Source organism: Pseudomonas sp. QLc11A (assembly GCF_052112305.1).
In the GTDB taxonomy this organism is placed as follows: Bacteria; Pseudomonadota; Gammaproteobacteria; order Pseudomonadales; family Pseudomonadaceae; genus Aquipseudomonas; species Aquipseudomonas laurylsulfatiphila.
This window is the reverse complement of sequence record NZ_JAVAJJ010000005.1, coordinates 1-25,423: the sequence shown is the minus strand read 5'-3', so window position 1 is coordinate 25,423 and position 25,423 is coordinate 1. Positions and strand designations below refer to the sequence as shown.

Below are 25,423 nucleotides of genomic sequence, written 5' to 3'. Positions count from 1 at the left end.
AAATCCTTAAATTCGTTCGGCTCTTCAGTCAGGTTCAGCCGCGCGCAATTACGGCAGCGTCAGCTTCGACCTTTTCGGCCGCTTTCTGACGGATCAAGCGTTCAAGCTCATCCACCAGATTGTCATTCGTCAGTTTCTGCGACGGCTTGCCGTCGATGTAGATCAGGTTTGGCGTGCCGCCGGTCAAGCCGATATGGGCTTCCTTGGCTTCGCCCGGGCCGTTGACCACGCAACCGATCACCGCGACATCCAGCGGCACCAGCAAATCCTCGAGGCGCCCTTCCAGCTCGTTCATGGTCTTGACCACATCGAAGTTCTGCCGCGAGCAGCTCGGGCAGGCGATGAAGTTGATGCCACGGGAACGCAGGTGCAGGGATTTGAGAATGTCGTAGCCGACTTTCACTTCCTCGACCGGGTCGGCGGCCAACGAGATGCGGATAGTATCGCCAATCCCTTCGGCGAGCAGCATACCGAGGCCCACGGCAGATTTCACTGTGCCTGAACGCAAACCACCGGCTTCGGTGATGCCCAGGTGCAGTGGCTGGACGATTTCCTTGGCCAGCAGGCGGTACGCTTCGACGGCCATGAACACGTCGGAGGCTTTCACGCTGACCTTGAAGTCCTGGAAGTTCAGGCGTTCAAGGTGCTCGACGTGACGCAAGGCAGACTCGACCAGCGCAGCAGGCGTGGGTTCGCCGTATTTCTTCTGCAGGTCTTTTTCCAGGGAACCGGCGTTCACGCCGATACGGATCGGGATCCCGCGGTCACGGGCGGCATCGACCACCGCGCGCACGCGGTCTTCGCGACCGATGTTGCCCGGGTTGATCCGCAGGCAATCGACCCCCAGCTCGGCGACGCGCAACGCGATGCGGTAGTCGAAGTGGATGTCGGCGACCAAGGGGACTTTGACCAGTTGCTTTATCTTGCCGAAGGCTTCGGCGGCGTCCATGTCCGGTACGGAAACCCGCACGATATCGACGCCGGCCGCTTCCAGGCGATTGATTTGCGCAACCGTGGCCGCGACATCGTTGGTGTCGCTGTTGGTCATGCTCTGCACAGCGATAGGCGCATCGCCGCCAACAGGCACGTTACCGACCCAGATCTTGCGGGATTCGCGACGTTTGATTGGAGATTCGCCGTGCATGACTTATTGACCCAACTTCAGGCGAGCAGTCTCGCCACTGGTGAACGGAGCGACATCGACTGGCTGGCCGTTGTAGCTGACCTGAGCGCCACGGGCAAAGCCCAGGCGTACGGAAAACGGTGGTTTGCCATTGACTGCCAGGCTGTCGCCTTTGCGTTTGAGACCGCTGAACAGCACCTTGCCGCTACCGTCGGTCACTTGTGTCCAGCAATCGGAGGTGAACTGCACCTGAACCTGGCCCTGACCGGCCACAGGTGCGGCTGGCGCTTGAGCAGGAGCCGCAGCGGCTACCGGTGCAGTCACCGCAGGGACCGCGGCGGCAGGCGCTGCCGGGGCCGGAGTTGCCGGGGTCACCGGCACTGCGACAACGGGCGCGGTAGTGTGCGCGGGTGCAGCTGGCGTGGTCGGCGCTGCGGGGGCAACTGGCGCAGTCACTTGAGCCTGCTCCGGTGCTTCAGCCGGAGCCTCGGCCTGTGGCAGCGCGAGAGCGGTACCGCCTTCGGTCTGACCTTCCACGACGGCCTGGTCTTCCGGCTCGTCCAGCGGATGAATCTGAGTGGTACCGTCGGCGCCTTCGACTTCTACGTGCTCTGGTGCCAGACCGATCAGGTCCTTGGTGCGCATCGAGGTCTGATCCTGCCACCAGACGAAACCGCCACCGATCACCGCTACCAGCAACAGCAGGCTGACGATTCGCAAAATGGTGTGGGAAACCCGGACCGGCTCTTCAATACGACCCAGGCTATGAACATTGCTGCCCTGGGAGTCGGTACCGGTGGATTGATCGAATTGCTGGACCAGAACGGCCTGGTCCATGCCGAGCAACTTGGCATAGGCGCGAATATAACCACGGGCAAAGGTATGCCCGGGCAGCTTGTCGAAAGCGCCGGCTTCCAGATTGCTCAAGGAAGTGGTGGTGAGGTTGAGCTTGAGGGCCACTTCGGCCAGCGACCAGCCATTGCTTTCGCGGGCCTGGCGCAAAGTCTCACCGGGGTTAACGCGATTCGCTGCTACAACTTCGGGATGCGCCGCTTTCATCATTGCTCCGACAGGTATTGCTGATATTCCGGCGTACCGGGATAGAGTCTTTTAAGTTGCAGGCCTTTACTTGCAACCTTGTCGCGATCTTCGAACACTTTTGCCAGCCGAACGCCGAGCAATAGACTACGTGCATTTTGCTCGGAGAGCTGGCTGAAACGGTCGTAATAATCTCGCGCGGGCACATAATGCCTGTCTTCGTAAGACAACTCAGCCATTTCCAGCAATGCACGAGGTTGTTGCCGGTTCAGGCGCAGGGCTTTTTCCAGTTGCTGCAGGGCCAGATCACGCTGGCCGAGCATCGCGGCGGTCATGCCCAGGTTCTCGAACACCCGCGAACGCTCAGGATACAGCGTATCGGCAGCGGCTTGTTCAAAGCGCTCGTAGGCTTCCTTGTAACGTTTCTGCTCGAAAAGAAAACTGCCGTAATTATTGAGGATTCGTGCGTCGCCCGGACGGGAGGACAGCGCCTTGCGAAAATGCTCGTCGGCCAGCTCCGGCTCCATCTCGGCCTGGAACACCAGCCCCAGCGCCGCGTTGGCATCCGGGTCGGAGCCATCGAGTTCCAGGGCTTTTCTCAGCGGAACCTTGGCGCGCTCGGTCATGCCTTGTTGCAAATACCCGATACCGAGTTGCACATACGCCTCACGCGCTTCATCACGGCCCTTGCTGGTCTTCATCGGGTTGTAATCACCCGAAAGCACGCAGCCAGCACACAGGCTGGCCAACAGCAAAAGCAGCGCAAAGCGCAGGGACATAGAGATCCTCTCTTAATTGTTGTTCGCAGTGCTCGAAGCAACATCGCTGTCGGCGTTCAATTCACGCACGGCGATATAACGTTCGCTGCGACGGGTGCGATCCAGCACCTGCCCTACCAATTGACCACAGGCGGCGTCGATGTCTTCACCACGGGTGGTGCGGACGGTGACGTTGAAACCGGCATGATGAAGCTGATCCTGGAAACGACGAATGGCGTTGTTGCTCGGACGCTCGTACCCGGAATGCGGGAACGGGTTGAACGGGATCAGGTTGATCTTGCACGGGATGTTCTTGAGCAGCTCGATCATTTCCACGGCGTGCTCAAGCTTGTCGTTGACGTCCTTGAGCAAGGTGTACTCGATGGTCAGCACACGCTTTTCGCCCAGGGACGACATGTAGCGCTGGCACGACTCGAGCAGCATCTTAAGCGGATACTTCTTGTTGATCGGCACCAATTGGTTACGCAATGCGTCATTCGGTGCGTGCAGGGACAACGCCAGGGAGACGTCGATGTGCTTGGAGAGCTCATCGATCATCGGTACCACGCCGGAGGTCGACAGGGTCACGCGGCGCTTGGAAATGCCGTAGCCCAAGTCGTCCATCATCAGATGCATGGCCGCGACGACGTTGTCGAAGTTCAGCAGCGGCTCACCCATGCCCATCATCACCACGTTGGTGATGGCACGGTCGACGGTTGCCGGGACGCTGCCAAAGGATTTGTTGGCAATCCACACCTGGCCGATGACTTCGGCGGCGGTGAGGTTGCTGTTGAAGCCTTGCTTGCCGGTGGAGCAGAAACTGCAATCCAGGGCACAGCCTGCCTGGGACGAAACGCACAAGGTGCCGCGCTTGCCCTGGGGAATGTACACGGTCTCGACGCAGCTGCCGGATGCCACGCGCACCACCCACTTGCGGGTGCCGTCGCTGGAGATGTCCTCGCTGACCACTTCCGGACCACGGACCTCAGCAACAGCCTTGAGCTTTTCGCGCAAGGCCTTGCTGACGTTCGTCATGGCATCGAAATCATCGACACCAAAGTGGTGAATCCATTTCATTACCTGACCGGCACGGAAACGCTTCTCCCCGATTGAGTCGAAGAATTTTTCCATTTCCTGTTGAGTCAGACCCAGCAGGTTAGTTTTTACAGTCGATGTAGTCATGGATTCACCTTCACTCTTAAGCCAATGCTTAGCGAGTGGTTACTTCAGTAGCTGCGAAGAAGTACGAGATTTCGCGAGCGGCAGCGGCTTCGGAGTCCGAACCGTGTACGGCGTTGGCGTCGATGGAGTCAGCGAAGTCAGCACGGATGGTGCCGGCAGCAGCTTCTTTAGGGTTGGTAGCGCCCATCAGCTCACGGTTCAGAGCGATAGCGTTTTCGCCTTCCAGAACCTGAACGACAACCGGACCGGAGATCATGAAGGCAACCAGGTCGTTGAAGAAACCACGAGCGCTGTGCTCAGCGTAGAAGCCTTCGGCTTCGGCTTTGGACAGTTGCTTCAGTTTCGAAGCTACAACGCGCAGGCCGGCTTTTTCGAAACGAGTGGTGATCTCGCCGATCACGTTTTTAGCAACGGCGTCAGGCTTGATGATGGAGAAAGTACGTTGAACAGCCATGGTGTAACTCCAGAAACGGTAATTTACGAAAAATTAAACCCGCGAATTATACGCGGGTTCTTGGGTATTGCCTAACCTGCGGCGTGGCTCAGTCGCGTTCTTCGATCCAGTGGGCCTGAATGGCCTCCAGGATCTTTTCGCCACAATGCTCAGGCATGTCGTCGAAATCGGGTAATTCCATTACCCATTTGCGCAGATCGACGAAGTTGACCGACATAGGGTCCACGTCGGGCTTGCTTTCGGCCAGCTGGATCGCGATCTCCAGCACATCAGTCCACTTGAGTTTCATGACAATTCCTTGAATCAGTGCGGCGCTTCGGCGGCGTGGTTGAGCGAGTACTTCGGAATTTCGACCGTCAGGTCTTCGGTACCGACCTTGGCCTGGCAGCCCAGGCGGGACTCGCGCTCAAGGCCCCAGGCCTTATCAAGGTAGTCTTCTTCCAGCTCGTCAGCCTCTTCCAGCGAGTCGAAACCCTCGCGGATGATGCAGTGGCAGGTGGTGCAGGCACAGACGCCGCCACAGGCGCTTTCCATCTCGATGTGGTGCTCATGGGCCAGTTCGAGGATGGAAACCCCCGTCTCAGCCTCAACAACCATGCCTTCGGGGCAAAACTTCTCGTGTGGCAGAAAAATGACCTGCGGCATCGTTATTCCTCAATCTCATTCAGGTTGCGCCCCGCCAGCGCGGCTTTCACCGTCGAGTCCAGGCGGCGGGCAGCAAAGGCGTCGGTCACTTGCGACAGACGCTTGGTCTGCTGCTCGATGGCGTAACCATCGGTACCTTTCATCAGTTCGGTCAGTTCCTGCACCTGCGCATCGATGACCATGCGCTCCTCGGCGTCGAGCAAGCGCTCGCCATCGGCCTCCAGAGCGGCCTGCACGGCTTCGATCAGGCGCTGGGCGTCGACCTGTTGCTCGCGCAGTACACGGGCAACCTTGTCGTCATTGGCGTGCTGGAACGAGTCCTTGAGCATTTTGGCGATTTCGCCGTCGGTCAGGCCGTAGGACGGCTTGACCTGAATGCTGGCTTCGACGCCCGAACCCAGTTCGCGAGCAGAAACACTGAGCAGACCGTCGGCATCGACCTGGAAGGTCACGCGAATCTTCGCCGCACCCGCCACCATTGCCGGGATACCGCGCAGTTCGAAGCGCGCCAGGGAGCGGCAGTCACTGATCAGCTCGCGCTCGCCCTGCAACACGTGGATCGCCATGGCCGACTGGCCGTCTTTATACGTGGTGAAGTCCTGGGCGCGAGCGACGGGGATGGTGGTGTTGCGCGGAATCACCTTCTCCATCAGGCCGCCCATGGTTTCCAGGCCCAGGGACAGCGGAATCACGTCGAGCAGCAGCAGTTCGCCACCATCGCGCTTGTTACCGGCCAGGGTATCAGCCTGGATCGCAGCACCAATGGCGACCACTTGATCCGGGTCGATTTCAGTCAGGGGCTGGCGACCGAAGGCTTCGGCGACAGCTTCGCGAACGCGAGGTACGCGAGTCGAACCACCGACCATGACCACGGCGTGCACGTCTTCCAACTCGATACCGGAATCACGCACCGCACGACGGCAGGCTTTGAGGCTGCGCGCGACCATCGGCTCGATCAGCGCATTGAAGGCTTCACGGGTCAGCTCGGCCTTCCAGTCGCCATAGGCCACTTCAACGGCAGGCGCATTGGTCAGGGCTTCCTTGGCCGCACAGGCGGTTTGCAGCAGGTTGCGCTGCGCACCGGGATCGAGGTCGGCGGACAGACCGGCGCTCTCGATGATCCAGCCCGCGATCGCGTGGTCGAAGTCATCGCCGCCCAGGGCGCTGTCGCCGCCGGTGGCCAGGACTTCGAAGACACCGCCGGTCAGGCGCAGAATCGAAATATCGAAGGTACCGCCGCCCAGGTCGTAAATGGCGACCAGGCCTTCGGCATGCTGATCCAGGCCGTAAGCCACAGCGGCTGCGGTCGGCTCATTGAGCAAACGCAGCACATTCAGGCCGGCCAGCTTGGCCGCATCCTTGGTGGCTTGACGTTGAGCGTCATCGAAATAGGCCGGAACGGTGATCACCGCACCCACCAGTTCACCACCCAGGGTCGCTTCGGCGCGCTGGCGCAGGACCTTGAGGATATCGGCGGACACTTCGACCGGGCTTTTCGGGCCCTGGATCGTGTCGATGAACGGCATGTGCGACTCGCCGCCGACAAAGCGGTAGGGCAGTTGCTCGCCCAACTGCTTGACGTCGGACAGGCCACGACCCATCAAGCGCTTGACCGACAGCACGGTGTTCAAGGGATCGGTGGCGGCAGCCAGCTTGGCGGATTCGCCAACCTCGACGCGATCGGCGTGATAGCGCACGGCAGACGGCAGGATGACCCGCCCTTGCGCGTCAGCCAGAGGCTCGGAAAGTCCACTGCGCAATGCAGCGACCAGCGAATTGGTAGTGCCCAAGTCGATCCCCACAGCCAGACGACGCTGGTGCGGTTGAGGACTTTGGCCGGGTTCGGCGATCTGCAGTAGGGCCATCGTTATCAGGACTTATCTGTATATCAGGCGTGCGACCGGAGCGGCACTGGGTTAGTCGTCGAGGCGCTCTTCTAACTGGCGCACTTCGTAGGTGAGCTTGTCGAGGAACTGCATGCGCCGCATCAGGCGTTCGGCCCGTTCACGTTGCGCGGCATCGTTCCAGCAAGCTGCGAAGCTTTGGTTCAGTTCATCCTGGGCAGCCTTCAGGCGACGCTTGAAGACGGCAACGCCATTGAGGTCGGCGCTGTCCTGCAGGTCTTCGAGCTCTTCACGCAGCTCCATCTGCTGCAGAAGGAACTCCGGATCATGCACCGTGACCTCCAGCGGCAGCTCGCCACCATTCAAGGCGAGCAGGTAACGCGCGCGCTTGGGTGGACTCTTGAGCGTCTGATAGGCCTCGTTGAGGCTCGCGGATTGCTCCAGCGCCAGCCGCTGCTCGCGCTCGGAAGCGTCTGCAAAGCGGTCCGGATGAACGCCGCGCGCCAACTCACGGTAGCGCGTAGCCAGCTGATCGAGATCCAGATCGAAACTCGGTTGCAGCTCGAATAAAGCGAAATGACAAGGAGTACCCACGACAAGCCTCAGATGTTGAAGCTTTCGCCGCAGCCACATTCACCGCGCACGTTGGGGTTGTTGAACTTGAAGCCTTCGTTCAACCCTTCCTTGACGAAATCGAGCTCGGTGCCGTCCAGGTAGGCCAGGCTTTTCGGGTCGATAATCACTTTTTCGCCGTGACTTTCGAACACCTGGTCCTCAGCAACCACCTCGTCGACAAACTCCAGCACGTAGGCAAGGCCGGAACAGCCCGTGGTGCGGACACCCAGACGAATCCCTTCACCCTTGCCGCGCCCGTCGAGGGAGCGCCGCACGTGCTTGGCCGCCGCTTCTGTCATGCTGATAGCCATCGTTGACTCCTTACTCGTCGCCAAATGCTTAGATCAAGCCTTTCTTCTGCTTGTAGTCGCGAACAGCCGCCTTGATGGCGTCTTCAGCGAGTACCGAGCAGTGGATTTTCACTGGCGGCAGGGCCAGTTCTTCAGCCAGCTGGGTGTTCTTGATGGTTTCCGCTTCGTCCAGGGTCTTGCCCTTCATCCACTCGGTGGCGAGGGAGCTGGAAGCGATAGCCGAACCGCAGCCGTAGGTCTTGAACTTGGCATCTTCGATGATGCCGGCGTCGTTGACCTTGATCTGCAGGCGCATCACGTCGCCGCACGCCGGAGCGCCGACCATGCCGGTGCCGACATCAGGATCTTCCGCGTCCATCTTGCCGACGTTGCGCGGGTTTTCGTAGTGGTCGATGACCTTTTCGCTGTAAGCCATGATTCTCAATCCTCACTCATCAGGGCCGCTCTTGAGACCCTGTAGTTGCGCTGCATTTACCGCCGCGCTGCTACAGGACCTGTATCCGGCGGCTTCTATAGTTAGTGTGCCGCCCACTCGATCTTCGAGATATCGACGCCGTCTTTGTACATGTCCCACAGCGGCGACAGAGCGCGCAGCTTGGTTACGGCCTCGCAGACTTTCTGCGCGGCGTAGTCGATTTCTTCTTCGGTGGTGAAACGACCGAAGGTGAAGCGGATCGAGCTGTGAGCCAGTTCGTCGTTGCGGCCCAGGGCGCGCAGTACGTACGAAGGCTCAAGGGATGCCGAGGTGCAGGCCGAACCGGACGAAACCGCCAGATCCTTGAGCGCCATGATCAGCGACTCGCCTTCAACGTAGTTGAAGCTCAGGTTCAGGTTGTGCGGAACGCGGGCGGTCAGGCTGCCGTTGACGTACAACTCTTCCAGGTGCTCGACCTGCTTGTAGAAACGGTCGCTCAACGCCTTGATGCGTGCGTTTTCGGCAGCCATGTCTTCCTTGGCTACGCGGAAAGCTTCACCCATGCCGACGATCTGGTGGGTCGCCAGGGTGCCGGAACGCATGCCGCGCTCGTGGCCGCCACCGTGCATGGTCGCTTCGATACGTACGCGCGGCTTGCGGCTTACGTACAGGGCGCCGATGCCTTTAGGACCGTAAGTCTTGTGGGCGGAGAACGACATCATGTCGACTTTCAGCTTCTGCAGGTCGATCTCGACCTTGCCAGTGGACTGAGCCGCGTCGACGTGGAACAGGATGCCCTTGGAACGGAGCAGTTCGCCGATCGCCGCGATGTCGTTGATGGTGCCGATTTCGTTGTTCACGTGCATGACCGACACCAGGATGGTGTCGTCGCGCAGTTCGGCTTCGATCATCTCAGGCGTTACCAGACCATCGGTGCGAGGCTCGATGTAGGTCACTTCGAAACCTTCACGCTCCAGTTGGCGCATGGTGTCCAGGACAGCCTTGTGCTCGATCTTGGTGGTGATCAGGTGCTTGCCTTTGGTGGCGTAGAAATGTGCCGCACCCTTGATTGCCAGATTGTCGGATTCGGTGGCACCGGAGGTCCAGACGATTTCGCGCGGGTCGGCGTTGACCAGGTCGGCCACCTGACGACGGGCGTTTTCAACGGACTCTTCAGCTTTCCAGCCGAACACGTGGGAACGGGACGCCGGGTTACCGAAGTTTCCGTCGACCAGCAGGCATTCACTCATCTTTTGCGCGACACGCGGATCAACCGGGGTGGTCGCAGAGTAATCAAGGTAAATCGGCAATTTCATGGACTATCTCCTAAATCAGGCTGGCTGGCGTGCCGCTAGCTCTTTGGCTTTCATTCGACGGCGGACGCTTCAATCTTGTCCAGGCGTGGCACCTTGCTGTTGCAACGGCGCTGGTCCTGACGCTGGGCTACTTCTTGCACCTCACGGCGAGTCACAAGGTCAGCCAAGCTGATACCGCTCAGAAATTCGTGAATCTGCAGGCTCAGGTCGCACCACAAGTGGTGGGTCAGACAGGTGTCGCCTTGATGGCAATCACCTTGGCCCTGGCATTTGGTAGCATCGACCGATTCGTTCACCGCATCGATCACCTGGGCGACCTGGATGCCCTGCATGTCGCGGGACAATTGGTAGCCACCGCCCGGACCACGCACGCTGGACACCAGATTGCTGCGGCGCAATTTGGCAAAAAGCTGTTCGAGGTAGGACAGGGAGATGCCTTGGCGCTCGGAGATATCGGCCAGGGACACGGGCCCGTGCTGCGCATGCAACGCCAGGTCAAGCATGGCGGTCACGGCGTATCGGCCTTTTGTAGTCAGTCGCATGGACAATTACCACGGAGTTCGGAATGAGGCGAGTATGCAATTCCCGAGTATTTAAGTCAACTATAAGACCTAGTACTTTAGTCAGGATTACCCGCAAAAGAGCGGGCGCATCATAGCAGGGTCTCCGGCTTAATGGCACACCGCTTAGCGCAGCGCCATTACCCAAATACGACCCCCTATCCCTGTAGGAGCTGCCGAAGGCTGCGATCTTTTGATCTTGACCTTAAAAGATCGCAGCCTGCGGCAGCTCCTACACAAAGGCATCAGCTGGCCCGGGTCTGGTCTTTGTCTTTTACGCAGGCGAAGTCTTCTTCGCGCAGCTCAGGCAGATCTTTCGCACAGTAATTACTGCCCAGATCCTTCAGCGCCCCGCACATCCCCTCCAGACGCCCATCGACCGCCTGCAGGTGGTCGAGCAACTGGTTGATGGCGCGCGCCACCGGGTCAGGCATGTCTTCAGTCACGCCATAGGCATCAAACCCGATCTTCTCGGCCATGGCCTTGCGCTTGGCATCCTGCTCTTCGTCGGATTTGACGATGATCCGCCCCGGAATCCCGACCACGGTTGCCCCCGGAGGCACTTCCTTGGTCACGACAGCATTGGAACCCACCTTGGCACCGGCACCGACAGTGAACGGACCGAGCACCTTCGCGCCCGCCCCGACCACTACGCCGTCACCCAAGGTCGGGTGACGCTTACCCTTGTTCCAGCTGGTGCCACCCAGGGTCACGCCCTGATAAATAGTGACGTCGTCGCCGATCTCCGCGGTTTCACCGATGACGATGCCCATGCCATGGTCGATGAAGAAACGTCGACCGACCTTGGCCCCCGGATGGATCTCGATCCCGGTCAGCCAGCGACCGAAGTTCGACACCAGGCGCGCCAGCCACTTCAGGTCCGCGCGCCACAGCATCGCCGACAAACGGTGAATCCAGATGGCGTGCATGCCGGGGTAGCAGGTCAGGACTTCAAAAGCGTTACGCGCCGCCGGGTCTCGATGGAATACGCTCTGGATATCTTCACGCAAACGCTCAAACATCATTAATCCTTCCGCTTAAGAAGCTCACCACGGGCCGCTTTCTGGGTTTCCGTGAGGATGCCACGCAAAATATTCATTTCCGCCCGACTGACCGAGCTGCGTCCGTACAACCGGCGCAGGCGTGCCATCAAGTGCCGTGGTTTTTCCGGATCGAGGAATTCGATGGCCACCAGGGTTTGCTCCAGGTGTTCATAGAATCGCTCCAGCTCATCCATGGTCGCCAGCTCAGCGCTTTTGACCGAAGCCACCTCTTCCTTCTCGACCTTGCTTGGCTGACCTTGGGCGGCCAGCCAGGACATGCGCACTTCATAGCTCAACACCTGCACCGCCGCCCCAAGGTTCAGCGAACTGAACTCAGGGTCGGATGGGATGTGCACGTGATAATGACATCGCTGCAGCTCTTCGTTGGTCAGGCCGGAATCTTCACGACCGAACACCAGAGCGATTTCCGCGCCCTGACCGGCTTCCTCGACCACCTTCGTTCCGCATTCGCGGGGATCGAGCAGCGGCCAGGGAATGCGCCGGTCGCGGGCACTGGTACCCAGCACCAGATTGCAGCCGACCAGGGCATCTTCCAAGGTGGCGACGACTTGCGCGTTTTCAAGTATGTCACCGGCACCGGAAGCACGGGCGTCGGCTTCGTGATGCGGGAACTGACGAGGCTCGACCAGCACCAGCCGCGACAAGCCCATGTTCTTCATGGCACGCGCAGCCCCGCCGATATTGCCCGGATGGCTGGTATTGACCAGGACGACACGAATGTTATGCAGCAAGGGAGGCGCTCTCGAACACGATAATCGGGAGCGGAATCTTACAGCTGAAGCTACCGTTAAGCCATGAAAGCGAACGTCGTCCTTCTCCTGTAGAAACTTTCTGATAGAATGCCCGGCTTTCTTTAACAACCTTAGGTGACACATCCATGCAGCCCATGCTGAATATCGCGCTGCGCGCCGCCCGCAGCGCCAGTGAATTGATCTTCCGCTCCATCGAGCGCCTGGATACCATCAAGGTCGACGAAAAAGACGCCAAGGATTACGTATCCGAGGTGGATCGCGCCGCCGAACAGAAAATCATCGACGCCCTGCGCAAGGCGTACCCGAATCACTCGATCCTGGGTGAAGAGACCGGCATGCACGCCGGCACCGGCATCGAAGGCGAAGAGTACCTGTGGATCATCGATCCGCTGGACGGCACCACCAACTTCCTGCGCGGCATCCCTCACTTCGCTGTCAGCATTGCCTGCAAATACCGCGGTCGCCTGGAGCACGCTGTTGTTCTGGACCCGGTTCGCCAGGAAGAATTCACCGCCAGCCGTGGTCGCGGCGCTCAACTGAACGGTCGTCGCCTGCGCGTCAGCGGTCGCACCAGCCTGGACGGCGCCCTGCTGGGTACCGGCTTCCCGTTCCGTGACGAGCAGATGGACAACCTCGACAACTACCTGGGCATGTTCCGCGCCCTGGTTGGCCAGACTGCCGGCATCCGCCGCGCCGGTTCCGCGAGCCTGGACCTGGCCTACGTGGCTGCCGGCCGTTTCGACGCCTTCTGGGAGTCGGGCCTGTCCGAGTGGGACATGGCCGCTGGCGCCCTGCTGATCCAGGAAGCAGGCGGCCTGGTGAGCGACTTCACCGGCGGTCACGACTTCCTCGAGAAAGGCCACGTCGTTGCCGGCAACACCAAATGCTTCAAGGCAGTTTTGACGGCGATCCAGCCGCACCTGCCGGCCTCGCTGAAGCGCTAAGCTTCCCGCGACAGAAAAAGCACCCTGCGGGGTGCTTTTTTTATGCCTGGAATTCATCCCTCAAAAACACCACAACCCCACGTAGGAGCGAGCCTGCTCGCGATGGTCGTCAACGATAACGCGGGAATTCTGGATAAACGCGGCGTCCTTCGGTTTTTCGCGAGCAGGCTCGCTCCTACATGGGGTTGCGGTGCTGCATAAATCCCGGGCACAAAAAAAGCACCCCGCAGGGTGCTTCTTTTTGAATCCGGTTTCAGCAGATCAATGAGCCACCTGATTCTCCGACAGGATCAACTTGCCTTCCTTATCCACCGGAATCTGGTTGCCTGGATCACGATCCATGCGCACCTTGCCTTCCTTGCCGTCCAGCGAATACCGTACGTCGTAACCTACAACCTTGTCACTGATGTCGTTGACCGTGTTACAGCGGGTCTGGGTCGTGGTGTAGGTATCACGCTCCTGCATGCCTTCCTGCACCTTGTTGCCGGCATAACCACCACCGACAGCACCCGCGACCGTGGCGATCTTCTTGCCGGTGCCGCCACCGACCTGGTTGCCCAGCAAACCACCTGCCAATGCACCGACCACCGTACCGGCGATCTGATGTTGATCTTTCACCGGCGCCTGCCGGGTGACAGTTACATCCTTGCACACTTCACGTGGAGTCTTGATTTGTGTCTTGACCGGCTCAACGGCGAGTACTTGTGCGAACTCAGGACCGCTTTTAACCAGGCTGTAGGTGGCCACAGCGCCCCCGGCAGTCACACCGACAGCACCCAGTACAGCACCAACCAGCATCGACTTGTTCACATGAACCTCCTGGACCATCACATGCGGAACATGTCCGCGCTTCTCCCAGCCTTGGAGCACAAAAAAAAGCGCGAGTTCAACTCGCGCCTTTTTTGGACTACACCGCCAGAAGAATTGTCCTTCAAGGACGGTCGTCAACTTCCTTCTCGGTATTGGCAGGAGGAATCAGGTCTTCCGTGCTCAGGTTCAGCCAGATCAGCACCACGTTCGCGATGTAGATCGACGAGTAAGTACCCGCCAGCACACCGATGAACAGGGCGATGGAGAAACCGAACAGGTTGTCGCCGCCGAAGAACAGCAGGGCCGCGATCGCCAGCAAGGTGGAAATCGAAGTTGCCATGGTCCGCAGCAGGGTTTGCGTGGTCGAGATGTTGATGTTCTCGATCAGGCTGGCCTTGCGCAGTACACGGAAGTTCTCACGAACCCGGTCGAATACCACGATGGTATCGTTGAGCGAGTAACCGATGATCGCCAGTACCGCCGCCAGCACCGTCAGGTCGAAGGTGATCTGGAAGAACGACAGGATACCGATGGTCACGATCACGTCATGGATCAGGGACACGATCGCACCGACCGCAAACTTCCACTGAAAGCGGAACGCCAGGTAGATCAGGATGCCGCCCAGCGCCATCAGCATGCCGAGGCCGCCCTGGTCGCGCAGCTCTTCACCCACCTGCGGGCCGACGAACTCGACGCGCTTGACCGTCGCCGGGTTCTCGCCGCCGACCTTCTGCAAGGCCTCGGCCACCTGGTGACCCAGTTGCGGGTCTTCGCCAGGCATACGCACCAGCAGGTCGGTGGTTGCACCGAAGTTCTGCACGACAGCGTCATTATAACCGGCGCTCACCAGCTGCTCACGCACCTTGGAGACATCAGCCGGACGCTCGTAGGTCAGCTCGATGAGCGTACCGCCGGTGAAGTCCAGGCCCCAGTTCATGCCCTTGGTGGCGACACTGAACAAGGCCAGCACGGTAAGGAACAATGTGACGCCGAACGCGAAGTTGCGAACGCCCATGAAGTTGATTGTACGTAACATGGCAGCCCCTTAAATCCACAACTTCTTGAAGTCACGACCGCCGAAGATCAGGTTGACCATCGCGCGGGTCACCATGATGGCCGTGAACATCGAGGTAAAGATCCCGAGGGACATGGTCACTGCGAAGCCCTTGACCGGGCCGGTGCCCATGGCAAAGAGGATGCCGCCGACCAGCAAGGTGGTCAGGTTGGCGTCGAGAATCGCGGTGAATGCCCGGCCGAAGCCTTCGTTGATTGCACGCTGCACGGTCATGCCGGCAGCGATCTCTTCACGGATCCGCGAGAAGATCAGCACGTTGGCGTCGACCGCCATACCCATGGTCAATACGATACCGGCGATGCCCGGCAGGGTCAGCGTTGCACCCAGCAGCGACATCAGCGCCAGCAGCATCACCATGTTCACCGCCAGAGCGACGGTGGCGATGAGGCCGAAGAAGCGGTAGATGGCCATGATGAACAGCGAGACGAACAGCATGCCCCACAGCGACGCATCGATACCCTTGGTGATGTTGTCGGCACCCAGGCTTGGACCAATGGTGCGCTCTTCAGCAAAGTACATCGGTGCAGCCAGACCACCGGCACGCAGCAGCAGCGCCAGCTCGGACGACTCGCCCTGGCCGTTCAGGCCGGTAATACGGAACTGGGCACCCAGCGGCGACTGGATGGTCGCCAGGCTGATGATCTTCTTCTCTTCCTTGAAGCTCTGAACCGGCACGTCTTTCTCGACGCCGTTGACCACTTGCTTGGTATACGTGGTAACCGGACGCTGCTCGATGAAGATCACCGCCATGCTGCGACCGACGTTCGAACGGGTCGCACGGTTCATCAGCTCGCCGCCGTGGCCATCCAGACGGATATTCACTTCTGGCCTGCCGTGCTCGTCGAAGCCGGCCTTGGCGTCAGTCACCTGGTCGCCGGTGATGATCAGGCCGCGCTCGATCAGCGCTGGAGGACGGCCGCCTTCACGGAACTCGAAGGATTCGGAAGTGGCTTTCGAAGCACCAGGCTCAGCGGCCAGACGGAACTCGAGGTTGGCCGTCTTGCCGAGAATACGCTTGGCTTCGGCGGTGTCCTGCACACCCGGCAGCTCAACCACGATGCGGTTGGCGCCCTGGCGCTGGACGATCGGTTCGGCAACACCCAGCTCGTTGACGCGGTTACGTACCGTGGTCAAGTTCTGCTTGATGGAGTATTCGCGGATTTCCGCCAGCTTGGCCGGGGTCATCGCCAGACGCAGCACCGGTTGACCATTGAGGTCGGCCGGAACAATGTCGAAATCGTTGAAGTTCTTGCGGATCAGCACACGGGCCTGTTCACGGCTGTCTTCATCAGCGAAGCCCAGCTGGATGGCACCATTGAGTTGCGGCAGGCTGCGATAGCGCAGCTTTTCTTTACGCAGCAGGCTCTTGACGTCGCCTTCGTAGACTTTCAGGCGTGCATCGAGGGCTTTGTCCATGTCCACTTCCAGCAGGAAGTGCACACCACCGGACAAGTCCAGACCCAGCTTCATCGGGTGCGCAGCGAGGTTGCGCAGCCATTGCGGGGTGGTTTGCGCCAGGTTCAATGCAACGACGTAGTCATCACCCAACGCCTTGCGTACAACGTCCTTGGCCGGCAACTGGTCTTCAGCCTTGGTCAGGCGAATCAGACCACCCTTGCCGCCCTCTGCCAGCGTGGCAGCCTTGACGTTGATCCCGGATTCCTTGAGCGCAGCGCTCACACGATCCAGATCAGCCTGATTGACCTGCAGTGCAGTGCTTGCACCGCTGACCTGAATGGCCGGGTCATCAGGATAAAGATTGGGAGCGGAATAAATCAGACCGACCGCCAGCACCGCCAGGATCAGAATGTATTTCCACAGAGGATATTTGTTCAGCATCACGCCGCCCGTTTATGACGCGGGGCGCCTTGCGCGCCCCGTCGATTGAAAATGAAGTTGAAACTTAGATCGCTTTGAGCGTGCCTTTTGGCAGCGTCGCGGCGATGGCGCCTTTCTGGAATTTCATTTCGACGGTGTCGGAAACTTCCAGAACGACGAAATCGTCGGCCACTTTAGTGATCTTGCCGGCGATGCCGCCGGTGGTCACAACTTCGTCACCTTTCTGCAGGCTGCTCAGCAGGTTTTTCTGCTCTTTGGCGCGCTTGGCCTGTGGACGCCAGATCATCAGGTAGAAGATGACCAGGAAGCCGACCAGGAAAATCCACTCGAAACCGCCGCCCATAGGGGCTGCCGCAGGGGCTGCAGCGTCTGCCATGGCATTAGAGATAAAAAAGCTCATTTAGCACTCCAGTTGCAAATGTTGAATCTTGGGGTCAGGAAACTCAATCCAAAGGCGGAACAGGTAACCCGCGTTTGGCGTAGAAGGCATCGACAAAGGCGGCCAATGTACCCTGTTGAATAGCCTCGCGCAAACCAGCCATAAGCACTTGATAATGACGCAAGTTATGGATGGTATTGAGCATGCTTCCCAGCATTTCGCCGCACTTGTCCAGGTGATGCAGATAAGCGCGGGAGAAGTTCTGGCAGGTATAGCAATCGCAGGTCGGATCGAGCGGCGAATCATCATGGCGATGGAACGCGTTTCGGATCTTCAGCACGCCGGTATCGATGAACAGATGCCCATTGCGGGCATTACGGGTTGGCATCACGCAATCGAACATGTCCACACCGCGGCGCACACCCTCAACCAAGTCTTCCGGTTTGCCAACGCCCATAAGGTAACGAGGTTTGTCAGCCGGCATCATGCCCGGCAGGTAATCCAGCACCTTGATCATCTCGTGCTTGGGCTCTCCCACCGACAGGCCGCCAATGGCCAGGCCATCGAAGCCGATCTTGTCCAGGCCTTCCAGGGAGCGCATGCGCAGGTCCTGGTGCATGCCGCCCTGAACGATGCCGAACAGCGCCGCGGTGTTGTCACCATGGGCTTCTTTCGAACGCTTGGCCCAACGCAGGGACAATTCCATGGAAATACGGGCGACGTCTTCATCAGCCGGGTACGGCGTGCATTCGTCGAAAATCATCACGATGTCGGAGCCCAGGTCACGCTGGACTTGCATCGACTCTTCCGGGCCCATGAACACCTTGGCGCCATCGACCGGGGAAGCGAAGGTCACGCCCTCCTCCTTGATCTTGCGCATGGCACCCAGGCTGAACACCTGGAAACCGCCGGAGTCGGTCAGGATCGGGCCTTTCCACTGCATGAAATCGTGCAGGTCGCCGTGCTTCCTGATCACTTCCGTGCCCGGGCGCAGCCACAGGTGGAAGGTGTTGCCCAGAATGATTTCAGCGCCAGTCGCCTCGATATCCCGTGGCAGCATGCCCTTGACCGTGCCGTAGGTGCCCACCGGCATGAAGGCCGGGGTCTCGACGGTACCGCGCGGGAAGGTCAAACGACCACGACGAGCCTTGCCATCAGTGGCCAGCAGCTCGAAAGACATACGACAGGTGCGACTCATACTGTTTCCTCTGGGCCCGATTCTTTAGGGGCAGTCGGCGCAGGATTACGCGTGATGAACATCGCATCACCGTAGCTGAAAAAGCGGTACCCGTTGTCGACGGCGGCCTTATAGGCGGCCATGGTCTCGGGATAACCGGCGAACGCCGAAACCAGCATCAACAGCGTGGATTCGGGCAAATGGAAGTTGGTGACCAGGGCATCGACCACATGAAACGGCCGGCCAGGGTAAATGAAAATGTCTGTATCGCCGCTGAACGGCTTGAGCACGCCATCGCGCGCAGCACTTTCCAGCGAACGCACGCTGGTGGTCCCCACGGCCACCACGCGACCACCGCGCGCGCGGCAGGCGACAACGGCATCCACCACATCCTGGCCGACTTCCAGCCATTCGCTGTGCATGTGGTGGTCTTCGATCTTCTCGACCCGCACCGGCTGGAACGTACCCGCGCCAACGTGCAAGGTCACGAACGCCGTCTCGACGCCCTTGGCGGCAATCGCCTCCATCAGCACCTGATCGAAATGCAGCCCCGCCGTCGGCGCCGCCACCGCGCCCAAACGCTCGGCGTAGACGGTCTGGTAACGCTCGCGGTCGGCGCCTTCATCCGGGCGGTCAATATAAGGAGGCAACGGCATGTGCCCGACGCGGTCGAGCAGCGGCAACACCTCCTCAGTGAACCCCAGCTCGAACAACGCATCGTGCCGCGCCAGCATCTCGGCCTCGCCACCGCCGTCGATCAGGATCTTCGACCCAGGCTTGGGCGACTTGCTGGAACGCACATGGGCCAGCACGCGATGACTGTCGAGCACCCGCTCCACCAGGATTTCCAGCTTGCCGCCGGAAGCCTTCTGGCCAAACAGCCGCGCCGGAATCACCCGGGTATTGTTGAACACCATCAAATCGCCGGGGCGCAAATGCTCCAGCAAATCAGTGAATTGACGGTGTGCCAGGGCGCCGCTGACCCCATCCAGGGTCAACAGACGACTATTGCGACGCTCGGCCAAAGGATGGCGGGCAATCAGCGAATCAGGGAGCTCGAAAGTAAAGTCAGCAACGCGCATGATGGGGTTCGTCTAGCAGGGCCGGGAAGTCTAGCGGAATTATCAAAAATTCTCCATGTACCTGATTGACCAGCGGTTATCTCATCTCTATACTTCGCCGCCATTGAGCCCTGATGGCGGAATTGGTAGACGCGGCGGATTCAAAATCCGTTTTCGAAAGGAGTGGGAGTTCGAGTCTCCCTCGGGGCACCAAAATTAAGAAAGGTCTTGCTTAGCAAGGCCTTTTTTTTCGCCCAAAGAAAAGCCCCTGCCCCACCGCCGTCCTGTGGGAGCTGGCTTGCCAGCGATGCTTTTGACCCCGCTCTTCCCCACCACCCGTAACGCCGGAACATTTCACAAGGATTCCCCCCCCATGGAATTGCACCTGGAAACCGTCGCCCTCTTCTCCCTCAAACTGGCTTATGAATCGGAAGGCCAGAGCCCGATCTTGCGGGATGATCTGGTGATGGGGGATTACCAGCGGGATGTGTTTGAGTTGTTGGTGCGGCGTGGGGATGTAGAGGGGATTCAGTTGAAGGTGGGTGAGTGTGTGGGGCTGGCGTTGGAGGCGGTTGGGGGTGTGGATAAGCCGTTGGGGCGGGAGTTAGGGCGGTTGGTGGGGGAATTTGCTGGGATTCGGGCGATGGAGGGGCTTGATGGTCCTCTCATTGCGCTTAAGGACTATCTGAAGGACATCCTGTGATGTGATGGGGAGGGTTGCGCCCGCACTGAATATCTCGTTTGGTTTTTGAACGACCACATGAACTCAAACTCGAAATCGACGCGCTACTACTACCTGCTGACTACAAACCTGATCACTCTGCGCCCAGGAAAATCCTGGAACTTTCCACGCAAGCCGAATGCCAGCAACTGCGCGCTCTGTATCCCTCACCGGCAGATTGAGCCAGCCAACGATTTGATTGGGACTAGGGCGGACCTCTTGAGCTCCTGAACCGAACCTCTGTTGTTTGTTAACCTCTATGTTTTACTGATGGACTGAGGGTTGTAGCTCGAGGCTACAGGCTTCACCTGAGACGTAGAGGCTCAAGGCGGTGATAGACACTAGTCTGGTGGCGCAACTAAGGGCTGAGAATGCAAGATTGGTTGCCTTGCTGGATGCTCATGGCATCGATTGGCGCCCGCCTGCTGAGCCAGTCAAGATAGCGATTGTCCAAGCAGAGCAATCACAGCAACTCGATACTGAAGGAAAGCTTGCCCTATTCCGAAGCTTGTTTCGCGGTAGAACGGACGTCTACCCCATCCGTTGGGAAAGCAAGACAGGCAAATCAGGATACGCACCCGCTTGCGCAAACGAATGGAGACCAGGCGTTTGTGAGAAGCCCCAAATCAAATGTGGCGACTGCGGTAACCGCCAGCTGCTTCCGCTGACAGATGAGGTGGTCTATCGCCATCTGGCGGGCGAAGTGGTCGTTGGTATCTACCCCCTACTCTCTGATGACACTTGTTATTTTTTGGCGGTCGACTTCGATGAGGCCGAATGGCGTGATGATTCCAAAGCTTTTGTGCAGTCATGCCATGAGCTGAACGTCCCGGTGGCGCTGGAAATATCGCGCTCAGGCCAAGGGGCTCATGGCTGGATTTTCTTTGAGCGTAATGTTCCTGCCTGCGATGCGCGCCGCCTCGGTGCCGCAATCATCAGTCATGCCTGTGAGCGCACCCACCAGTTGGCGCTCAGCTCCTATGATCGACTGTTTCCAAACCAGGACTATATGCCCAAAGGCGGCTTTGGAAATCTCATCGCGCTCCCTTTGCAAAAGCGCGCCAGGGCCCAAAACAACAGCGTTTTTGTAGACGACACGCTTGATCCTCATCCTGATCAATGGGCCTTTCTGGCATCGATTCAGCGCATGAGTCCAGAAGATATCCAGCCCGTTATTATCCAGGCGATGGGTAATCGAGACCCTCTAGGGGTCGCCTATGTCGATGACGAAGGTGATGCAGAACCCTGGAAAGATCGTGAATCGAGATCACGTAAATTGACATGCCCGTTGCCTGCTGCTGTCAACATCACGTTGGCTAACTTAATTTACTTTGAAAAGTCGGAATTGCCACAGCCATTGGCAAACCAGCTTGTCCGGCTCGCTGCCTTTCAAAATCCAGAGTTCTACAAAGCTCAGGCCATGCGCATGTCAGTGTGGAACAAGCCAAGGATTATCGGCTGCGCCCAGAACTTCCCCAAACATATTGCGTTACCGCGTGGCTGTTTGGATGCTGCGCTGGAGCTTTTAGAGGAAAACGGGGTTACCCCTATTTTTAAAGACGAGCGCTTCGTGGGCGACCCCATCGACGTGAGTTTTCTCGGGACCCTGCGTTCTGACCAAGAGGCTGCTGTCAGCGCAATGCTAAGTCATGACACCGGTATCCTCTGCGCACCGACAGCTTTCGGTAAAACGGTGAGTGCTGCTGCATTGATTGCCGCTCGTGGCATTAACACGTTGGTGCTTGTGCATCGGACGGAACTGTTAAGGCAGTGGCAAGAGCGCTTGCAGGCGTTCCTGGGAGTCGAGAATGGTGTCGTTGGTACCCTTGGGGGCGGAAAAGCGAAGCTTACCGGCATCATCGACATTGCCGTAATGCAGTCGTTATCGCGAAAAGGCGAGATCAGCGATCAGGTAAAAAACTACGGCCAGATCATCGTTGATGAGTGTCATCACCTATCAGCCGTATCATTCGAGGCGCTACTGAGGAGCGCGACCGCGCGGTACGTACTGGGACTCACCGCAACCCCAGTGCGCCGAGATGGGCAACAGCCTATTATTTTCATGCAGTGCGGACCGATCCGACATTCTGCTGCTCGGCCAGCGAGTGCGCCTCATGACCTATCTGTCGTGCCTCGATTGCTGTCCAAACCAATAGTGGTTCCCGACGGCTTTGGGATTCAGGACATTTTTCGGCGTCTAGCCGACGACTTTGAGCGGACAGCCAAAATCGTCTCGGAGATTGAACTGGCGTACAACGAGGGTAGAAAAATTCTAGTGCTAACGGAACGGACGGAACATGTGGATGCCCTTGAATTAGAATTGAAGCAGCGCGTGCATAACCTTTTCACGCTTCATGGGCGAGTGCCTAAGAAACAGCGCATTTCCCGTATGCATGAGCTTGAGTCCCTTCCCCCTGATGCTCCACGGGTGCTGCTGGCAACAGGAAAACTAGTAGGTGAAGGTTTCGATCACCCGCCGTTGGACACGCTGGTACTGGCAATGCCCATCTCATGGAAGGGAATCCTTCAGCAATATGCGGGGCGGTTGCATCGATCGCATGCCGATAAGGCCGACGTGCGAGTGATTGACTTCGTTGACGGGGGAAATGTCGCGCTGCTGAGAATGTGGGATAAGCGCCAGGCGGGTTACAAAGCGATGGGCTACCGCATGGCTGACTCCATGGCCACCATGGACCTACTCTAACGTGGTTGACGGTCAACCTCCGCACCAGTCTCAGGATGTTTTTTTCGTATCCGTCCGGCCAAGTCATCTACCCGGCCCCGCAAAGCCCGGACATGGTGTGCACTTAAATTTAAGTGGGCACCAGTTCTAGCCTTTTAAGCGGGTATTTCATGCAGCCACAACGCCGTTCCTACTCCAAGTCCTTCAAGGCCCAGGTCATTCAGGAGTGTGCCCAGCCCGGCGCTTCGATTGCCAGTATCGCACTCAGCCATAGCCTCAACGCTAACCTCGTCCACAAATGGATTCGGGTGCAAGCGCAGAAAAAAACAGCGCTGCAACCTGCATTTATCCCGTTACCCATGCAGCTGGCCGGAGCTAATTCGCACGCAGCATCATCGAATATCTGCGTTGAGATCCAGCACCCACGCGGCACCGTCAAAGTGAACTGGCCAACCGAAAGTGCTGCTGCCTGCGCGACCTTTCTTCGAGACCTGCTGCGATGATTCGCATCGACTCCATCTGGCTCGCCACCGAGCCTATGGACATGCGCGCCGGTACCGAGACGGCGTTGGCCAGAGTGATCGCACTGTGCTTATCTGTTCGCCAACCGCCGCGCCACTCGAATGAAAGTTCTGGTGCATGACGGCTTCGGGATCTGGCTGGCTGCTCGCCGGTTGAATCAAGGCAAGTTCCACTGGCTAGGCATTCACCATGGCTCTGAAATGCAGTTAGATACCGAACAACTTCAAGCCCTGGTATTGGGCCTGCCATGGCAACGCGCGGGCTCCAGAGGCGCGATCACACTGCTTTAACGGCTGCCATTATCCTATCGATCCATCGCCGCGAACTGCCTGCTCTGGCAAAATCGGCACCATGACTCTCCCTAATCCCGACCACCTGAATCCTGAACAACTGCGCGCGTTGGCGGCGCAGTTGATACAGCGTGTCGAGACGCTCGACCAGCAAGTCGAGACGATGGGCAAGACGGTCGAGACCATGGGCCAGAAGATCAACCGCGACCAAACGGTTATCGAGAAGCTGACCCACTAGATCGCACAACTCAAGCGCTTGAAGTTTGCTGACCATCTGCCTCTTTACCGTCAGGAATCGATTTTCGGTCGAGCTGGCTTGGCGATTCCACGTTCAACTTTGGCTCAATGGGTTGGCGTGACTGGCGTGCAGTTACAGCCTCTGGTCGATGCGCTGCGGGACGTAGTGCTCGGGCAGCAGGTTATTCATGCCGATGAAACACCCGTGCAGATGCTCGTTCCAGCCTCAAAGAAAACCCACCGTTCCTATGTTTGGGCCTACGCCACCAGCCAGTTCTCGGACTTGGCAGCGGTGGTTTACGACTTCAGCCCCAGCCACGCCGGAGAACATGCACGTAACTTCCTGCAAGACTGGAAGGGCAAGCTGGTGTGCGACGATTTTGGCGGCTACAAAGCCAGTTTTGAACTCGGCGTCACCGAGATCGGTTGCATGGCCCATGCGCGGCGCAAGTTTTTCGAGCTGCACGCCACCAACAAGAGCCAGCTCGCCGAACAGGCCCTGGTTATATCCAGTTGCTTTACGAAATCGAACGTGAAGTCCACGATCTAGAGCCGGATTTACGGCGCAGAAAACGGCAAGAAAAAGCGGTACCGGTGATGGATATGCTGCATGCCTGGATGATTGCCCAGCGTGATCTCGTGCCTGAAGGCTCAGCCATCAGCAGAGCATTGGATTACAGCCTGAAACGCTGGGCAGCGCTGTCGCGCTACCTTGATGACGGGGTCGTACCCATTGACAATAATTGGGCAGAGAACCAGATCCGGCCGTGGGCTCTTGGACGCAAGAACTGGCTCTTCGCAGGGTCGCTACGCAGCGGACAACGGGCGGCGGCGATCATGAGCTTAATCCAGTCTGCGCGGCTCAACGGGCATGAACCGTATGCTTATTTGAAGGACGTCCTTACGCGCCTGCCGACGCAGCGAGCGAGTGAGATTACGCAACTGCTACCGCATAGCTGGACTCCCGTCTAATAACGTAAGCTGGGATGTACGGATGCTCACGTTGAAACTCCACATGGAAGACTTGGAATGACTCGAATTATTGAAATCCTGATGTACACCTTAAAGCCAGGATCGGGATTGGACTTTCATCAAATAATGCAGAATGTAAGTGTTCCACTTCACCTAGAAGCTGGCATAGATGTCGTTTCTTATGGCAGCTCATTACATGATTGTGACAGCTATCACCTGATTCGTTCCTATGAAAGCGAGAACCATCGCCAAGTATCTCAAGATGCTTTTTACGCAAGCGCTGCCTGGAAACAGGGCCCGAGAGAAGACATTATCAGTCGGATTGAAATCAGTACAACGACAGTTATGGCGCTCGCTCAAGACGTAATTGATGCCATCAGAGCTTCCGTAGATCGATCTAGAGCCGAAGCTCGATCCGCGTAGCTGACATCGACAAAGGCAGACCCCGTAGCCTTAAACGCGGGGATCAGGAAGATGTGTTGGCCGGACGGTTACCTTTTTTCAAGGACAAACAAAACCCCAACTGCTTTCGCAATTGGGGTTTCGGAATTTAATCTTGACGATGACCTACTCTCACATGGGGAAACCCCACACTACCATCGGCGATGCATCGTTTCACTGCTGAGTTCGGGATGG

At 58.4% G+C, this 25,423-nt stretch carries 28 protein-coding genes, 1 tRNA gene, 1 rRNA gene and 1 pseudogene; 9 read left to right on the top strand and 22 right to left on the bottom strand.

Going from position 1 to position 25,423, the window contains the following annotated elements; genetic code table 11:
- Nucleotides 1-34: 34 nt before the first annotated feature.
- From ispG to trmJ, 15 genes are all read right to left on the bottom strand, one after another.
- Nucleotides 35-1,144: a flavodoxin-dependent (E)-4-hydroxy-3-methylbut-2-enyl-diphosphate synthase gene (gene ispG, locus Q8X48_RS09575; protein WP_003185136.1), complete on the bottom strand. Its 1,110-nt coding sequence runs from the start codon at nt 1,142-1,144 to the stop codon at nt 35-37.
- A 3-nt stretch (nt 1,145-1,147) separates the two neighbouring features.
- On the bottom strand, nt 1,148-2,182 hold the full coding sequence (locus Q8X48_RS09570) for a RodZ domain-containing protein (protein ID WP_407800591.1): 1,035 nt from the start codon (nt 2,180-2,182) through the stop codon (nt 1,148-1,150).
- On the bottom strand, nt 2,182-2,940 hold the full coding sequence (gene pilW, locus Q8X48_RS09565; protein ID WP_407800590.1) for a type IV pilus biogenesis/stability protein PilW: 759 nt from the start codon (nt 2,938-2,940) through the stop codon (nt 2,182-2,184). Before pilW ends, Q8X48_RS09570 begins: the two co-directional genes overlap by 1 nt.
- A 12-nt stretch (nt 2,941-2,952) precedes the next feature.
- Nucleotides 2,953-4,101: a 23S rRNA (adenine(2503)-C(2))-methyltransferase RlmN gene (gene rlmN, locus Q8X48_RS09560; RefSeq protein ID WP_015093627.1), complete on the bottom strand. Its 1,149-nt coding sequence runs from the start codon at nt 4,099-4,101 to the stop codon at nt 2,953-2,955.
- Nucleotides 4,102-4,129: 28 nt separating this feature from the next.
- Nucleotides 4,130-4,555, bottom strand: a complete 426-nt coding sequence (gene ndk / locus Q8X48_RS09555) for a nucleoside-diphosphate kinase (RefSeq protein WP_007903599.1) — start codon at nt 4,553-4,555, stop codon at nt 4,130-4,132.
- An 88-nt stretch (nt 4,556-4,643) separates the two neighbouring features.
- Nucleotides 4,644-4,844 (bottom strand): Fe-S cluster assembly protein IscX, encoded by a 201-nt coding sequence (gene iscX, locus Q8X48_RS09550; protein ID WP_007973999.1) that lies wholly within the window; start codon nt 4,842-4,844, stop codon nt 4,644-4,646.
- A gap of 14 nt (nt 4,845-4,858) precedes the next feature.
- Entirely contained in the window at nt 4,859-5,200 is a 342-nt protein-coding gene (gene fdx, locus Q8X48_RS09545; protein WP_015093626.1) for an ISC system 2Fe-2S type ferredoxin, read from the bottom strand.
- A gap of 2 nt (nt 5,201-5,202) precedes the next feature.
- Complete coding sequence (gene hscA / locus Q8X48_RS09540; RefSeq protein ID WP_407800589.1) at nt 5,203-7,065, bottom strand: Fe-S protein assembly chaperone HscA; 1,863 nt, start codon at nt 7,063-7,065, stop codon at nt 5,203-5,205.
- A 51-nt stretch (nt 7,066-7,116) separates the two neighbouring features.
- Nucleotides 7,117-7,638: a co-chaperone HscB gene (gene hscB / locus Q8X48_RS09535; protein ID WP_007974002.1), complete on the bottom strand. Its 522-nt coding sequence runs from the start codon at nt 7,636-7,638 to the stop codon at nt 7,117-7,119.
- Nucleotides 7,639-7,646: 8 nt separating this feature from the next.
- Nucleotides 7,647-7,970 carry an iron-sulfur cluster assembly protein IscA gene (gene iscA / locus Q8X48_RS09530; protein ID WP_007974004.1) on the bottom strand — a complete coding sequence of 108 codons (324 nt, stop codon included), beginning with the start codon at nt 7,968-7,970 and terminating at the stop codon, nt 7,647-7,649.
- 28 nt (nt 7,971-7,998) lie between these two features.
- Nucleotides 7,999-8,385 carry a Fe-S cluster assembly scaffold IscU gene (gene iscU / locus Q8X48_RS09525; RefSeq protein WP_007974006.1) on the bottom strand — a complete coding sequence of 129 codons (387 nt, stop codon included), beginning with the start codon at nt 8,383-8,385 and terminating at the stop codon, nt 7,999-8,001.
- A 101-nt stretch (nt 8,386-8,486) separates the two neighbouring features.
- On the bottom strand, nt 8,487-9,701 hold the full coding sequence (locus tag Q8X48_RS09520) for an IscS subfamily cysteine desulfurase (protein WP_007974008.1): 1,215 nt from the start codon (nt 9,699-9,701) through the stop codon (nt 8,487-8,489).
- A 50-nt stretch (nt 9,702-9,751) separates the two neighbouring features.
- Entirely contained in the window at nt 9,752-10,243 is a 492-nt protein-coding gene (gene iscR / locus Q8X48_RS09515; RefSeq protein WP_007974010.1) for a Fe-S cluster assembly transcriptional regulator IscR, read from the bottom strand.
- Between the two features lie 263 nt (nt 10,244-10,506).
- Nucleotides 10,507-11,283, bottom strand: coding sequence for a serine O-acetyltransferase (gene cysE / locus Q8X48_RS09510; protein ID WP_407800588.1), 777 nt, complete (start codon nt 11,281-11,283; stop codon nt 10,507-10,509).
- Nucleotides 11,284-11,285: 2 nt separating this feature from the next.
- A complete protein-coding gene (gene trmJ / locus Q8X48_RS09505) occupies nt 11,286-12,056 on the bottom strand; it encodes a tRNA (cytosine(32)/uridine(32)-2'-O)-methyltransferase TrmJ (RefSeq protein WP_007974014.1) in 771 nt (256 codons plus the stop codon).
- 146 nt (nt 12,057-12,202) lie between these two features.
- On the opposite strand from trmJ, the gene suhB reads away from it, so the two are divergent.
- Nucleotides 12,203-13,021, top strand: coding sequence for a type III secretion system regulator SuhB (suhB, locus tag Q8X48_RS09500; RefSeq protein ID WP_007974015.1), 819 nt, complete (start codon nt 12,203-12,205; stop codon nt 13,019-13,021).
- Nucleotides 13,022-13,282: 261 nt separating this feature from the next.
- Here the strand turns inward: suhB and Q8X48_RS09495 are convergent, their stop codons facing one another.
- The 6 genes from Q8X48_RS09495 to queA form a co-directional block, all read right to left on the bottom strand.
- The gene (locus Q8X48_RS09495; RefSeq protein WP_407800587.1) at nt 13,283-13,831 is read right to left on the bottom strand and encodes a glycine zipper 2TM domain-containing protein; all 549 of its coding nucleotides are present in this window, start codon (nt 13,829-13,831) and stop codon (nt 13,283-13,285) included.
- A 121-nt stretch (nt 13,832-13,952) separates the two neighbouring features.
- The gene (secF, locus tag Q8X48_RS09490) at nt 13,953-14,867 is read right to left on the bottom strand and encodes a protein translocase subunit SecF (RefSeq protein ID WP_126049479.1); all 915 of its coding nucleotides are present in this window, start codon (nt 14,865-14,867) and stop codon (nt 13,953-13,955) included.
- Between the two features lie 9 nt (nt 14,868-14,876).
- Entirely contained in the window at nt 14,877-16,745 is a 1,869-nt protein-coding gene (gene secD, locus Q8X48_RS09485; RefSeq protein WP_015093620.1) for a protein translocase subunit SecD, read from the bottom strand.
- Between the two features lie 64 nt (nt 16,746-16,809).
- Complete coding sequence (gene yajC / locus Q8X48_RS09480; protein ID WP_007956696.1) at nt 16,810-17,145, bottom strand: preprotein translocase subunit YajC; 336 nt, start codon at nt 17,143-17,145, stop codon at nt 16,810-16,812.
- Nucleotides 17,146-17,188: 43 nt separating this feature from the next.
- Nucleotides 17,189-18,304 carry a tRNA guanosine(34) transglycosylase Tgt gene (tgt, locus tag Q8X48_RS09475; RefSeq protein ID WP_162139258.1) on the bottom strand — a complete coding sequence of 372 codons (1,116 nt, stop codon included), beginning with the start codon at nt 18,302-18,304 and terminating at the stop codon, nt 17,189-17,191.
- Between the two features lie 14 nt (nt 18,305-18,318).
- Complete coding sequence (gene queA / locus Q8X48_RS09470; RefSeq protein WP_407800586.1) at nt 18,319-19,383, bottom strand: tRNA preQ1(34) S-adenosylmethionine ribosyltransferase-isomerase QueA; 1,065 nt, start codon at nt 19,381-19,383, stop codon at nt 18,319-18,321.
- A 107-nt stretch (nt 19,384-19,490) separates the two neighbouring features.
- Here queA and Q8X48_RS09465 point away from each other — a divergent pair.
- From Q8X48_RS09465 to Q8X48_RS09430, 8 genes and pseudogenes are all read left to right on the top strand, one after another.
- Nucleotides 19,491-19,575: transfer RNA gene (locus tag Q8X48_RS09465), tRNA-Leu, on the top strand.
- A 160-nt stretch (nt 19,576-19,735) separates the two neighbouring features.
- Nucleotides 19,736-20,065 carry a hypothetical protein gene (locus Q8X48_RS09460; protein ID WP_015093616.1) on the top strand — a complete coding sequence of 110 codons (330 nt, stop codon included), beginning with the start codon at nt 19,736-19,738 and terminating at the stop codon, nt 20,063-20,065.
- 349 nt (nt 20,066-20,414) lie between these two features.
- Complete coding sequence (locus tag Q8X48_RS09455; RefSeq protein WP_407802661.1) at nt 20,415-22,787, top strand: TOTE conflict system archaeo-eukaryotic primase domain-containing protein; 2,373 nt, start codon at nt 20,415-20,417, stop codon at nt 22,785-22,787.
- A 149-nt stretch (nt 22,788-22,936) separates the two neighbouring features.
- The gene (gene tnpA, locus Q8X48_RS09450; RefSeq protein WP_205347564.1) at nt 22,937-23,269 is read left to right on the top strand and encodes an IS66-like element accessory protein TnpA; all 333 of its coding nucleotides are present in this window, start codon (nt 22,937-22,939) and stop codon (nt 23,267-23,269) included.
- Nucleotides 23,270-23,362: 93 nt separating this feature from the next.
- The gene (gene tnpB, locus Q8X48_RS09445; protein ID WP_407802662.1) at nt 23,363-23,578 is read left to right on the top strand and encodes an IS66 family insertion sequence element accessory protein TnpB; all 216 of its coding nucleotides are present in this window, start codon (nt 23,363-23,365) and stop codon (nt 23,576-23,578) included.
- 61 nt (nt 23,579-23,639) lie between these two features.
- The gene (locus Q8X48_RS09440; RefSeq protein WP_407802660.1) at nt 23,640-23,816 is read left to right on the top strand and encodes a hypothetical protein; all 177 of its coding nucleotides are present in this window, start codon (nt 23,640-23,642) and stop codon (nt 23,814-23,816) included.
- A gap of 18 nt (nt 23,817-23,834) precedes the next feature.
- A pseudogene (gene tnpC / locus Q8X48_RS09435) lies at nt 23,835-24,787 on the top strand (IS66 family transposase); the annotation flags it as partial.
- A 57-nt stretch (nt 24,788-24,844) separates the two neighbouring features.
- A complete protein-coding gene (locus Q8X48_RS09430; RefSeq protein ID WP_126049464.1) occupies nt 24,845-25,210 on the top strand; it encodes an NIPSNAP family protein in 366 nt (121 codons plus the stop codon).
- Nucleotides 25,211-25,341: 131 nt separating this feature from the next.
- Here the strand turns inward: Q8X48_RS09430 and rrf are convergent.
- Nucleotides 25,342-25,423: ribosomal RNA gene (gene rrf, locus Q8X48_RS09425) — 5S ribosomal RNA — on the bottom strand; the annotation flags it as partial.